We start from the raw sequence: 12,757 nt of genomic DNA, 5'->3' as shown, positions 1-12,757 counted from the left end.
CAGGACGATGGCTGTCGAAGGCTGTAAAACGTTTCTAACTACCGGTTAAGCCATTTTCCTTTGATACGCTAGATATAGTAAGGATAAGAAAAAGATGAGAGGAGAAAAATTCGATGGAACCAAAACAGCTAAAAAATCTCGCAGATACCCTTGAACCAGTGGAGGACGAAATTGAGCTACAAAAAGTAATTAATCAATTAAAAAGTGAGTTGGTTCAACTAGTATCAGAAAAGGGTAGCTTTTTGGATCACTCGGTTATTCACTTGAGTCAAACTTTAGATACTTACATCTTGCAGATGCAAAAACGAAAAATTCACTCCAGCTCTTTTTTCTCGCCCAGCCTCCTTTGGCAATATGCCTAAAAAACGAAACATAATTCGTTAAAAAATGAACCCAGATACTCACTGATATATGGAGGAAAAAATGAACAAACAGACGAAACTCTGACGAAGTGCTCCTCATTTGGTAACCATCTCCAAATAGGCATTTCGTCTTTTATTTGTTACACGAGAAAATGGACAAAAAAAAGCAAGAGCCATTGCCCTTGCTTAGAGTACTATTTTTCAGTTATCGTTCACCTTGACTATTAGGTTATTCTTAATTCCTAGGTTAATTGCCCATACATCCTATTTTCTATAGCCTTTTACCTTATTTGCATCCATCCACTGCTTTTTCATTTGCATCAAATAAGATAAATCAGGATCTTCCCAGCCTTGCAAATTTAAGAGAACTCTTTGAATGACATAAAGATCATTATATGTTAGGAATGGGTAGTCTTTCAGTCCCATCGTACCATCTGGCATATACGCATAGTGCAAGTTAGAATCTGGCATGACCCATGCATCCCTCGTTAATTTGACCCCCCATAACATTTTATCTGCGAGCTCTTTGAATCGATCATCTTTTGTCTCCATATATACTTCATACAGAAAAATCATCTCTTGTAGTTGGTGGTTCAAGGAGGTATGGGTTACCTTATGTGGCTTTTCATGAGAATAATCACTTACCAATATGCCCACTTGACCATCTCGTTCGATTTGGAAATGATTTTGCTGGCTATGCTGTAAGAAAAACTCCGCATATCGCTTACTTGCTTGTAAGAGGCGTTCATCATGATGAGACTGGTACGCTTTTAGTAACAATAATGCAATATCGGTATTAAAACGTGTATCATAAAACCCAGCATCGATCTGGTAATCATCCCATAACCATGTTGATTTAGGAGCAGTAGGCCAATATCCTCTTGCATTTTGATTTGGCAAAATAGTATGGAGCATCATCCAGCCAAGATTCTCTGCTGCCCTACTACCTTCCGTAATCACAAAAGAGGCTGCAAAATAGTTATCTGGATTCCTCCAGAAATAATTAGGTCCAGTTGGCACATATGTAGTTGGGGTCCGGTCGTAAAAACCATCCCAGCTCCAGCGTAAGCGGTCTTCAAAATCAATGCTTCTCCAGATTACCTCCATATTTGGTGCATTCCAGTCAATTAAGGGTTGAAAGGATTCTAATGCCCAAACTTCTCCAAACATATGAGATTCAACAGGCATTTCAATGTTTACGTTGTAGCCACCATACGTTTTTTTTGCCATTATTTTGATTTGATTCATATTTTCAGGTACCATCTCGATGGAATTATGTGTTCGTGGTATATAAATATGAGGCTTACTTAAAATGATTGAATGCTGATCTGTCATAATATATCCGGTATGTACAGGCAAATTTCCTTTCTGTAAGGATGCTTTCGTCCAAGTTAGTTTGGCCCCATTGCTTGCTAGATAGCGGAATTCGCCTGTCGTTCCAGGGATAAACAGGGAAATTTTTTGCTTGGTTTGCTTTACTCCTGGTCTAGATTGTACTCGTTTGATCCAATAACGATCTTGGTTGGGGAACATTATTTGTTTTTTCTGCAAATTATACTGATTAGTATGCTGTTCCGAGTAGGTTTCTTGTAGTCCTTGCTGTTGATCTGCCCCTTGAACATAATGAGCTGGCGTAAGAAAAGCAAGTAACATCATACCAGAAAGCGCCTGCATCCATTTTCTCTTTGTCAACGAATGTCACCTCAATCTCCTCTTCATCTTAAACAATGTGTCTTTTCTCTATAGAAATAAACATTTTTCATTCCACTCGAATCCAATTTATTCATCCTTTATTACTACACACCAAGCGATTGACAGTTCCCCTAATTACTAGACGTTACAAACCATACTTTGTTATCCAATTTTGAAAAAATAAAACTTTTGGCTTACATCTATCACACACTATATTATTGTTAGTAACCTTCGATCTATGTTACAGTTATCCTACATCTTTAATGATTGGAGAGATTTTCCTAATGAATACTGCTACATTCGAAACACTCGCTGAGGTAATGAAAGCTCGTCATAGCGTTCGTAAATATGAAGCAGGCGTGGAAATCCCGCGTTCTGAGCTTAATGAAATCTTGGAACTAGCTGCATCCGCTCCTTCCTCTTGGAACTTGCAACATTGGCGTTTCCTAGTGGTTACTACTCGGGAGAAAAAAGAGAGATTGTTACCACTCGCTTACAATCAACAACAAGTCGTAGATGCTTCTGCGGTTATTATCGTACTAGGTGATGTTAGAGCTGATCTAGCCGTTCGCGATATTTACGGAAAAGCTATGCAAGACGGCGTAATTAACCAACAAGTTCACGATATCATGGTCAGCCAAGTTGAAGGCGCTTATGCAGGCAACTCTGAGATTGGTATGAAAGAAGCTATTTTAAATGCCTCTCTTGCTTCCATGCAACTGATGCTTGCAGCAAAAGCAAAAGGCTATGATACATGCCCAATGGGTGGAATTGATCGTGATGGTATTATGAAAGAATGCAACATTCCGGAGCGTTTTTACCCGGTCATGATGCTGACACTTGGAAAAGCAAGCACCCCTGCACATCCTACTGCTCGTTTGCCTCTTAGTGAAGTAGTAATTAATGAGAGCTTTTAAGTTGTAAGAACAAAAGAAAGGCTTGGAAAGGGATACTTCTCTGACCAAGCCTCTCTTTTGTGTAAAAACTAGCGCGACATTTAGCTGAATTTCGATAGTAAGCGCTAAATTACATCGCATACTGATCATAAACCCCATGAAAGAGGTCTGACCATCATTTTCTACCCTTTGTATTCAACGAGATAGTAGTTTTTCTTCCCTCGGCGAATTACCAAGTATTGACCACCCAGACGCTCAATATCAACCAGTTTCGTTTCTAGATCAGTGAAACGAACATCATTGACCGTAATTGCATTGTTGTTTAGGTATTCGCGGGATTCACGTTTTGATTTGGCTGCACCTACTTGCACAAGTACATCCACCATTGTAAGCTCTCCATCTTCTAAGGTAGCAGATGGCACATCGCTAAAGCTATCAGCAATTTCCGCTGGAGTCAGTTCTTTTAGACCACCATTAAACAAAGAAACAGAGATTTCTTCCGCACGTTTCATTGCCGCTTCCCCATGAACCAAGTTGGTTACTTCACGAGCCAAGGTACGTTGTGCTTCACGTTTTTCCGGTTCAGTAGCAACTGCATTTTCTAACGTGTTCAACTCTTCAGTGCTTAGGAACGTAAAGTATTTCAAGAACTTCATAACATCACGGTCGTCTGTGTTCAACCAAAACTGGTAGAATTTATATGGAGAGGTTTTGTTAGCATCTAACCATATTGCTCCACCTGCTGTTTTACCAAATTTTGTACCATCGCTTTTAAGAACCAATGGTAACGTCAAACCAAATACTTTTTTAGCTTCCGTCTGATTCTCGTCATCCTGATTCGCACGTCGTATGAATTCTGTACCAGCCGTAATATTTCCCCACTGATCGCTACCACCCATTTGCAATTCACAATTGAGCGTTTGGTTTAACTTCCAGAAATCGTACGCTTGCATGATCATATAGCTAAACTCAGTGAAAGAGATTCCGTTTTCCAAACGAGCACTTACAGAATCCTTTGCGAGCATATAGTTAATAGAGAAATGTTTACCGATATCACGTAGGAATTCAATTAGAGTCAGCTGACCTAACCACTCATAGTTGTTAGCCATGATCGCTGGATTACCCTCGCGATCAAAGTCGAGAAAACGCTCTAATTGACTTTTTAGCTTGTTGGAATAACCTTTTACAACCTCTTCTGTGTTTAACGAACGCTCTGTAGAACGACCGCTTGGATCGCCAATCATACCTGTACCCCCACCTACTAGGGCAATCGGTTGATGACCTGCCTGTTGAAAACGGCGCAAGGTTAGAATGGGAAGAAGGTGCCCAATATGTAAGCTATCAGCAGTTGGGTCGAAGCCCGTATACAGCGTGAGCATACCTTGTTGAAGACGCTTTGTTAGCTCTTCTTTATCTGTTGTTTGGTAGATCAGCCCTCTGCTTTCCAGCTCTTGTATAATTTCCATTGCTACCTAATTCTCCTTTGCAATCAATTTGTGTAATCTGTATATCATAGCATAATTTCGCACATTTTTTTATATTGTACCAAAAAAAACATTCCCTAGCGATATTGCTTGGACATGATGAGTTTCACTACGGGTAATACAATATCCTAGCTTTTTTCCCCTATTGTTTTTTATCTCTTATTAAATAGCGATTCACAGGCCTACCAACACCACCATACTGTACATCACGTTCCACCATCTGTATACGCTCCAGATGTTCGAGGTAACGTCTTGCTGTGACACGCGCAAGACCCACTTGTTCGGCTACCTCCTCAGCGGACATGGACTGTTTTTGCTCCAGCATGAATTGTTTAATTTGTTGCATCGTGAGAGTATTTAAGCCTTTTGGCAATTCCCCCAGCTGACATTCTTGTTTTAGGGTTTGTCCAAATAAGAGAGAATCTAGTTCCGATTGCGACATCGTGGACTGTTCGCCAGTCTGTCTCGCATATTTACTGTAATTCTCCAGCGCTTGCTTTATTCGCTCGAATTTAAATGGTTTCATAATATAGTCAAATGCACCGTGTCGAATCATGATCTGGATGGTTTCCATATCTTTAGCAGCAGTAATTACTATGATTTCCACTGGATTATCGCCACTCCGCAGTTGTTTTATCGTCTCTATTCCATTTTGAGAGGGCATGAAAATATCCATGATCGCCAAATCTGGCTGTAGCTCTTTGATCATCGAAAGCCCTTCCGATCCATTAGAAGATATTCCAATAACCGTAAATCCCTCTACTTGCTGGATAAACTGTCGATGTAACTCCTGCACCATTGGATCATCCTCAATAATAATAACCCGAAACATACTTACTTCTCTCCTTTCATAGGAAACTGTATCACAAAGGTGGTTCCGTAACCCGTTGTAGAATCAACCATAATTTCGCCACTCCCTTTAGTGACTAGCGTTTTTACTAGATATAGGCCTAGCCCTTGATTATTCTGGTATTTGGTCGTAAATCCTCGTTCAAACACACGAGCTTTGGTCCCTGCATCCATTCCTAATCCATTGTCTTCTACCATTAAAGATAGGCTCTCCTCATCTTGGTGCAAGCTGATAAACAAACTCTTGTCTGGCCGCTCTGACATGACTAAAGCATCAAAAGCATTTTCAACCAGATTGCCGATGATGAGCACAAAATCATGATGATCCATCCGGTTAGGTAAAGCGTAGAGTCTACTTTTACGATCTATTTCCACATGTATCCCCAACTCTTTGCCACGACCTACTTTGCTTAGTAACAATCCTGATAAATTATCATCGTAGATATTTTCAGTTAGAAAGCTACTTAGCTCCTCATGCTTTTCTGAAACATCAAAAACATATTGCAAGGCTTTATCCGCTTGGTTTAATTGAAGCAATCCCGCGATGGTATGCATTTTGTTTCGATGTTCATGATTTTGTACTCGCAAAGCCTCTACAAACGCTTTGACCCCGGTTAATTCTTCAGCAATTTTGGCAAACTCTGTCCGATCCTGAAAGATGGCAAGTGCACCTACCGTTTTGTTATTCACTTTAATCGGAACACGGTTGGACCAAATGACGGCATGCTGCATTTGCAATTCCTGATTATATATGGGTTGATCTAACCGCAAAATTTCCGGTAATCTGGAATCAGGAATCACCTCGTTAATTTTTTTGCCAATGACATCACCTGTAACCTGGAAGATTCGCTTGGCATGTTCGTTAAAAATAGTAATGGTTAAAGCGTTATCTATTGCAATGACACCTTCGTGCATTGCTTGAAATGTTGCGGTGCGCTCAATTAATAGCCGGGCAATCTCCTGCGGTTCCAGATTTAACAACTGCTTTTTCATATGACGGGCCAACTGCCATGAACCCATCATACCGAACAAGAGGGATAGAAATAATGTAATCGTGATACTCTCTTTTTGGTTCGCAATCATTTCATATAAGGTGGGTAACAAATGCCCAGTCATAACTACGCCAATCTGACGGTGATCCGTATTCATAATAGGTACGTATGCACGTAACGCTATCCCTTGTTCCCCTTTTACTTTCTGGACAAAGGTGTGTTCAGCAAAAGCTGCCTCCACCTCTTTCCCGGTAAACACTGTGCCAATTCTCTCTTCCATCACATCCGACAGACGTATTCGATTCATCGAAAGAACAACGATATAGCTGACATCGTTCACGATCTGGATACGTTTAGTCGTTGATTGAATTGGTTTCCAACCGTCGGGTTTTACCATATTTTCTCCGATTGCGGGTATTTCAGCAACGGTTCGTGCAGTGACTAACAAGCGTTGTCCCAGTTCTGTTTCAATCTCCATTGACATTTTTCCAATAATAATAATTCCCCCAATTAAGAGAGAAAATAGTACAATACCAAAGGAGAGAATCGTTATTTTCCAATGAAGTCGTAAGTTTTTGAGCAGAATCTTCACAGTCCTTCCGCTATTATCTTATTTTTTCTATTGTGAAATAGATTGATTGATTAATTCAACTAGGAAAGCAGGTAAATTTCTTGAAATCTTTTCTTGGCATTTTTTCATTTGTAATAATCGGACTTCTAACAGCCTGGTTTATTGGATTTAGTACGGAATTAACTGCCGGGTCAAAGCCTGTCGATGAGGAACAAAACGGATTTAAACAGCGAGTTATCATAAAATTTAGTCATGTTGTAGCGGAAAATACCCCAAAAGGCTTGGCTGCTGAAAAATTTGCCCAGTTAGTCAAAGAGAAAACGAACGATCAAGTGGAAGTACAAGTTTTTCCAAATGGCATTCTTTACTCAGACAAAGAGGAGTTCAAGGCTTTAGCTCGTGGGGATATTCAGATGATTGCCCCCGCTTTCTCCAATCTCTCCAACGTTATACCAGAATGGCTTGCCTTTGATTTACCATTTGCTTACCCAGATCAGAATACCATACATCGGGTCTTTGACGGAGAAATTGGCAAAGTCCTATTTCAAACGCTGGAGCAAAAAAACATGCAAGGACTTGCCTTCTGGAGCAATGGCTTTAAACAAATGAGTAGCAATCAGCACCCCTTGCTTCGTCCTGCTGATTTTACTGGACATACCTTTCGCATTTTGCCCAGTAAAGCCCTAGAGAGTCAATTTAAACTATTAGGGGCGAAAACCGTAGCGATGCCCTTCACCGAGGTGTATCATAATATTGAATCTGGCTACGTCAACGGACAAGAAAATACGATTTCTAACATTTTTACCAAGCATCTATATCAAGTTCAGCCTTATATAACAATCAGTAACCACGGTTATTTGGGTTATGCAGTCATTGTGAATAAAGATTTTTGGGAAAAGCTTGAACCACATACCCGTGACCTTTTAACAGAAGCTTTATTAGAAACAACTGCGTGGAATCGGCAGCAAGCCATCGAGATGGACAAACAGCAATTAGCTTTATTACGCCGGAAAAAGTCTGTTTTTATTCAAACGCTGACTCCCGCACAAAAAGAGACCTGGATTAGAGTGCTACAGCCGATTTACAAACAGTTTGAAGCACCTATTGGGAAGGAACTTATGCAAAAAATAGCGGATTTGCAGGTACAGAAGTAAGTGCTTATAGCTTATATCCACAAGGTAGAAAATACGCCATGTTGTCTGTAATGGGTCCACCTATTCGAAATCCAAAAGCAGATGCTTGTCCACTGATAAGAAAGCTTCCTATCATGAGATGCCCCTTCACCTTTTTTTCAGCAGTCTGAACATAAGTAGTGGGAAGTGGTACATATTTCTGATAGACAGATACGTAATCGGTGTATGACTTGTTGCTATCTTCATAGAGAATCGCATCATCCTTAATAATCTGAACTGTATCACCCTCTCTTCCAAAGGCAGGTTTCCGTACATAAGCAGTTCCCTGTTCCCGGAAAAGATCAGGTTCTAGATAAGTGGGCAAAAAGTGCTCGGCAATCCAAGTATGTTCTTCGCTTGTATAAAAAGGGTGAAGCTCCTCATGCAGACCCCAGATTACTGCCTGAACCGCCTTACTTTGCAACAAAAAGGCGGAGATTGGATTAAGCATGGCCAACTTACGATGAGCTACTAATTCTAGCAACATCTCTCCTACGGGTTCTTTGGTATTCGGATCATAATCCACTAACATCTGCTCAATGGGGTATGTTTGACGATATAAAAGATCAATGCGTTTTCCGGCTGCATCATATAACCCCTCATCCTCGACTATTTGTAGCTCATGGAGTGGTACATAGCAACTAGGCAATTGTGCCAGATCACGTAAATATTCTGCTGTGTAACGATCTTCTTTATTATCTGCATGCGAGGTAAAGACAATATGAGGGGGTTCTACATCGTTTGGCACAACGTCCTGTAAGCTTGCAAGAATAGCACCTTGAACAGCCTTTTGAAGCCTTTTTTCCTCCCCCTCGTTGGGATTATTATAACCAAATTCCTTACATATCCTATCGTTGACGAAGAATAATTCCTTCAAAAAAGTAGGTGTATCACTATTGATTTCTAGCACAACATACCGATCATCCAGCTCTACGAGGTCTAATCTGGCAATAACACTCTCCATATTCAATTGACGTATGCGCAAAAATCGTAATGAGCTAGCGGGAAAGCCTAGAGAAAGTAGCAATTCATCATCGATTTGACGTAAAAGCTTTATTGTTTTGAAGAATATATATCCCACTCGATTGGTAGCTTTACGGATCGCGGACGCTTCTCGTTCTGTCACAGGATACACGTCGTATAAACTATACTCTTGTCCATATAAATCTGCCCAATAATGTGGGATCTGCTGATAAAATTGTTTTCTTTTCTCTTTATGGTTCATGAAGGAAAGTCGCATCCTTTTCTATCGTAAGAGCGTATGTCATAATCAATCTATCAGATGAAAGGGTGATTCATATCCATACGTGTACGTGTTATATCAAACAAGAGGAAGATCAATTTACGGCTTTTGCAGAATACCACTCTACAGAAGTTGGAGAGGACGGTATTTTAGCTCGTCACTTATGCCACTTTCTCATTAAAGATGGGAAACAATATCAGCTACTTTCCAACGAAATGGAGGGAAACAGAGAAATTCTCATATATGAATACCAAGGAAGTGCAGTATGTTATCATGACGAGATGTTTAATAGTAGTAAGGGAGTTCTCATTGAGTTTCGGAGACTGCTAGCCGCTGGCGATACAGAGCTTCTAAGCCACTTGACAGTCCCCCATCATACGGACGTGGTCCGTTATTTGTTGAAGGATTATATCCATGTATCCGAGCTGGGACATTTCGAGGTAGATTCCACGGAAATTGATGAAGATCGCGGTGTCTACGTCATTTATGTAGTGTAAAATGTAAACAGTGTACGCTTTCCCGACATGGACTTTATTCTGGGAAATCATCACCCGGGAAAGCGCAAAAGCTGATTTGCTTCGACATCATTTTTAGTAGCGACTTAATAGGTTAGACATTGCCCTACTATCCAGCCAATAGATAACGAGAACATCATTAAGAGGATACCAACAGCAGTATTATTCTTTTCAATCGCTTCTCGAATGCTAAAACGAATGGTTATGATTTCAGCTAAAAAGAAGAAGATAATTTGAGCTACAATACCAACACCGCTCCAAATGACCATATCAACTAGAGACACAGAGTTGGCCACAGCAGAACCAAGCACAAAAGCGAGACCAAGCATTTTTCCACCGAGTGTCAGTGCTGCTGCCTGATTATTAGTAGCAATCAATTGGAATTCTTTTACTTTTGTTGTACTAACAATAAACAGGACCAACCCAACCAACATCATGGCAAAGGCAGTCCCCGCATAAATCAAAAAGTTTATCATTAAAGGCATGTTACATCACTCCTGTATGTTATTTCTTTATAAATGATTCTAAACGTTCCGTCTCTTCCACTAGCTTCAGCCACCCGAAGAATGAGAACTACTGCTTTTATATGATTTACTATCGTTTTTATTGGGCTGTCCACCTTGCTTATCGGGTGTGAATACATTACCCTCCTGAATGGGAACTGCTACCAAAACCACTTTTCATGCTACTGCCTGAACTTTTATTTCCAAAACCATTACTTCCTGAGAAAGAGGAAGAATTACTCCGAAATCGCGAACTATTTTTGTAGCTGTGGTAATTTGATTGTTGCAACAAAGCTGCCGTCGATGCATAAAAAATGCCTCCGTACATCAGTTGATTATAATGGGAGGAGTTGCTGTCTGTACAGCCATAAACCCCTTCATTATCCATAAATTCCCACGATTCACAATCTGTATCTTCTGGAATATTTAAATCTTCATTATTATCCTCAATAGTGTCTCCTTGAACAGTATGAGCATCTGCTGGAACCGTATGTTCATCTGATGAAGACTGCACCGTGTAAGAAGGATCATAGTCTGCTGCTGTTAATTTATCTCGTTGAATAGTCAAGGGTATATCTTGCTCTTCTTTAGCCTTATGTAAGTCATACGTTTCAACCTCTTGTTTTTCTCCATCGGAATTCATACAACTACTCACTCCAGCACCCACTAGGAAAACACTAGCTATGCCTGCTATCAGTTTTTGCGTTTGATTCATATGCTTTACCTCCTTCATATTTATTCCAAAAACTCCCTTCAAATCATAGCAAAAAACACCCCCCAGAATCAATGAATATGACTCCAAGAGGTGTAGGCTATTTCACTAGGAACATACTTACTTTTCCATCACAGGGGGTGACTCATTGACACTGTTCTCCTGAGTCACTTTTCTAGCGCTACCCAGTGGTATATGTGGCAACCACAAGGTTAAAATCGCCCCAACCAACACGATACCAAAGCTGACCATAAAAACGACATGTAAAGATTCTACCATTGAATGTTTCAGGACAGGAATCAGCTGATCTCGAACGGATTCAGGAACTTTTTGCATTGCTTCTGGGCTAAACAGCATGGAGTACAAGCCTTGTGGGTTCGTATGAATCTCCATTGCAATTTGATCAACCATTCCTTTTGCTTGGGATGGAAGCTTGTGCAAGAGAGGCAATAGGTAATCCGTTAAAAGGGATGCAGATTTTGCATTCATGACACTACCTAAGATGGTTACCCCGAAAGTCCCCCCAATAGAACGGAAGAACTGACTAGAAGAGGTAACAACACCAAGCTGGGATTTAGGGAAAGATTCTTGCAGGGCCAACGTGATAATTGGCATAACCAGACCCATCCCAAGACCAATCACCATCATAAAGGAAGTAGCGGTCAATTTAGTTGTGTCAATTCCCATGCTAGTCAAAAACCCAAAGCCAGTTGCCATGATAATCATACCCACTAAAATCTGTTTTTTCACACCCCAACGATACACCATTCGGGAGCCTACTACGCTCGTCAAAATCATAGTAAGCATCATCGGTGTCATGATTGCACCTGATTCGGAGGGACTAATCCCCACTACGCCTTGCATAAATAATGGCACAAACATGATCGCTCCAAACATGCCGACGCTCATCAAGAAACCCACACCATTTAACGAAGAAAAGATTTTGTTAGCAAACAGATTCACTGGTAAGATGGGTTCTTCTGTTTTCTTTTCAATCCTAATAAACGAAGCGATGGCAACAATAGACACAGTCATAAGACCAATCACTTGCCAAGAAAACCACGCATATTCCTTACCACCAAACGTCAAAGCCAGCAACATGCTGACCACACCGATGATCATCGTAGTAATGCCGGCAAAGTCAATTTTGATTGGGCCCGTTACCTTGTGTTTTTTTAATCCCATGGCAATAAAAATGGTTGCGATAATCCCGATAGGCAAGTTAATGTAAAACACCCAACGCCAATTCAAGGCATCTACGATATAGCCACCCACAGGAGGCCCAATGACGGAAGATAGCCCATAGAGAGCGCCGAACACCCCTTGCCATTTCGCCCGTTCTTTCCCAGTAAATAAATCACCGATGATGATTAACGCCATAGGCATCATAATTCCGCCACCAATACCTTGCAAACCACGATACACGATTAATTGGGTCATACTGTCTGTGAAACCACACAGCACAGAACCGACCATAAAGATGATTAAACCAGTTATATAGACAACTTTTCGACCAAGTAGGTCTGCCAGTTTACCTGCAATAGGCACCATGGTTGTCGAGGTTAACATATAGGCAGTAGTAAGCCAAGTCATGACTCCCAAACCGCCCAATTCCCCAACAATGCGCGGCATCGCCGTTCCTACAATAGTTCCGTCTAACGCCGCAAACAGCATGGCAATAATGAGTCCCGTAATCAACAAGCCTCGGCTTTGGGAGCTAGGTTGTTGTTTTGTTGCAATCGTCATTTGTTCTCCCATATCCGATT

General features: G+C 40.8%; 12 protein-coding genes. 4 read left to right on the top strand and 8 right to left on the bottom strand.

Annotated features, from left to right (window positions below):
• The first annotated feature begins 113 nt into the window (after positions 1-113).
• On the top strand, positions 114-362 hold the full coding sequence (locus EEL30_17470; GenBank protein QDX93929.1) for an aspartyl-phosphate phosphatase Spo0E family protein: 249 nt from the start codon (positions 114-116) through the stop codon (positions 360-362).
• A 264-nt stretch (positions 363-626) separates the two neighbouring features.
• Here EEL30_17470 and EEL30_17465 read toward each other — a convergent pair whose 3' ends face one another.
• The gene (locus tag EEL30_17465) at positions 627-2,036 is read right to left on the bottom strand and encodes a hypothetical protein (protein ID QDX93928.1); all 1,410 of its coding nucleotides are present in this window, start codon (positions 2,034-2,036) and stop codon (positions 627-629) included.
• A 302-nt stretch (positions 2,037-2,338) separates the two neighbouring features.
• Between EEL30_17465 and EEL30_17460 the strand changes: the two genes are divergently transcribed.
• Complete coding sequence (locus tag EEL30_17460) at positions 2,339-2,971, top strand: nitroreductase family protein (protein ID QDX93927.1); 633 nt, start codon at positions 2,339-2,341, stop codon at positions 2,969-2,971.
• Between the two features lie 161 nt (positions 2,972-3,132).
• Here EEL30_17460 and EEL30_17455 read toward each other — a convergent pair whose 3' ends face one another.
• From EEL30_17455 to EEL30_17445, 3 genes are all read right to left on the bottom strand, one after another.
• Positions 3,133-4,416: a tyrosine--tRNA ligase gene (locus EEL30_17455; protein QDX93926.1), complete on the bottom strand. Its 1,284-nt coding sequence runs from the start codon at positions 4,414-4,416 to the stop codon at positions 3,133-3,135.
• A 160-nt stretch (positions 4,417-4,576) separates the two neighbouring features.
• Positions 4,577-5,266: a response regulator gene (locus EEL30_17450; GenBank protein ID QDX93925.1), complete on the bottom strand. Its 690-nt coding sequence runs from the start codon at positions 5,264-5,266 to the stop codon at positions 4,577-4,579.
• 2 nt (positions 5,267-5,268) lie between these two features.
• Positions 5,269-6,867, bottom strand: a complete 1,599-nt coding sequence (locus EEL30_17445) for a sensor histidine kinase (GenBank protein ID QDX93924.1) — start codon at positions 6,865-6,867, stop codon at positions 5,269-5,271.
• A gap of 80 nt (positions 6,868-6,947) precedes the next feature.
• Between EEL30_17445 and EEL30_17440 the strand changes: the two genes are divergently transcribed.
• Entirely contained in the window at positions 6,948-8,000 is a 1,053-nt protein-coding gene (locus EEL30_17440) for a DctP family TRAP transporter solute-binding subunit (GenBank protein QDX93923.1), read from the top strand.
• Positions 8,001-8,004: 4 nt separating this feature from the next.
• Here the strand turns inward: EEL30_17440 and EEL30_17435 are convergent, their stop codons facing one another.
• Positions 8,005-9,243, bottom strand: a complete 1,239-nt coding sequence (locus EEL30_17435; protein ID QDX93922.1) for a glutathionylspermidine synthase family protein — start codon at positions 9,241-9,243, stop codon at positions 8,005-8,007.
• A gap of 65 nt (positions 9,244-9,308) precedes the next feature.
• Here EEL30_17435 and EEL30_17430 point away from each other — a divergent pair, with 65 nt between their 5' ends.
• Positions 9,309-9,758 carry a hypothetical protein gene (locus EEL30_17430; protein QDX93921.1) on the top strand — a complete coding sequence of 150 codons (450 nt, stop codon included), beginning with the start codon at positions 9,309-9,311 and terminating at the stop codon, positions 9,756-9,758.
• A gap of 104 nt (positions 9,759-9,862) precedes the next feature.
• Here the strand turns inward: EEL30_17430 and EEL30_17425 are convergent, their stop codons facing one another.
• From EEL30_17425 to EEL30_17415, 3 genes are all read right to left on the bottom strand, one after another.
• On the bottom strand, positions 9,863-10,261 hold the full coding sequence (locus tag EEL30_17425; GenBank protein QDX93920.1) for a DUF350 domain-containing protein: 399 nt from the start codon (positions 10,259-10,261) through the stop codon (positions 9,863-9,865).
• A 157-nt stretch (positions 10,262-10,418) separates the two neighbouring features.
• Positions 10,419-10,994 carry a hypothetical protein gene (locus EEL30_17420; GenBank protein QDX93919.1) on the bottom strand — a complete coding sequence of 192 codons (576 nt, stop codon included), beginning with the start codon at positions 10,992-10,994 and terminating at the stop codon, positions 10,419-10,421.
• A gap of 117 nt (positions 10,995-11,111) precedes the next feature.
• Positions 11,112-12,749, bottom strand: a complete 1,638-nt coding sequence (locus EEL30_17415; GenBank protein QDX93918.1) for a DHA2 family efflux MFS transporter permease subunit — start codon at positions 12,747-12,749, stop codon at positions 11,112-11,114.
• Positions 12,750-12,757 lie beyond the last annotated feature (8 nt).

Source organism: Brevibacillus laterosporus, assembly GCA_007833815.1.
Classification (GTDB): domain Bacteria; phylum Bacillota; class Bacilli; order Brevibacillales; family Brevibacillaceae; genus Brevibacillus_B; species Brevibacillus_B laterosporus_D.
This window is presented reverse-complemented; position numbering and strand designations above follow the sequence as displayed.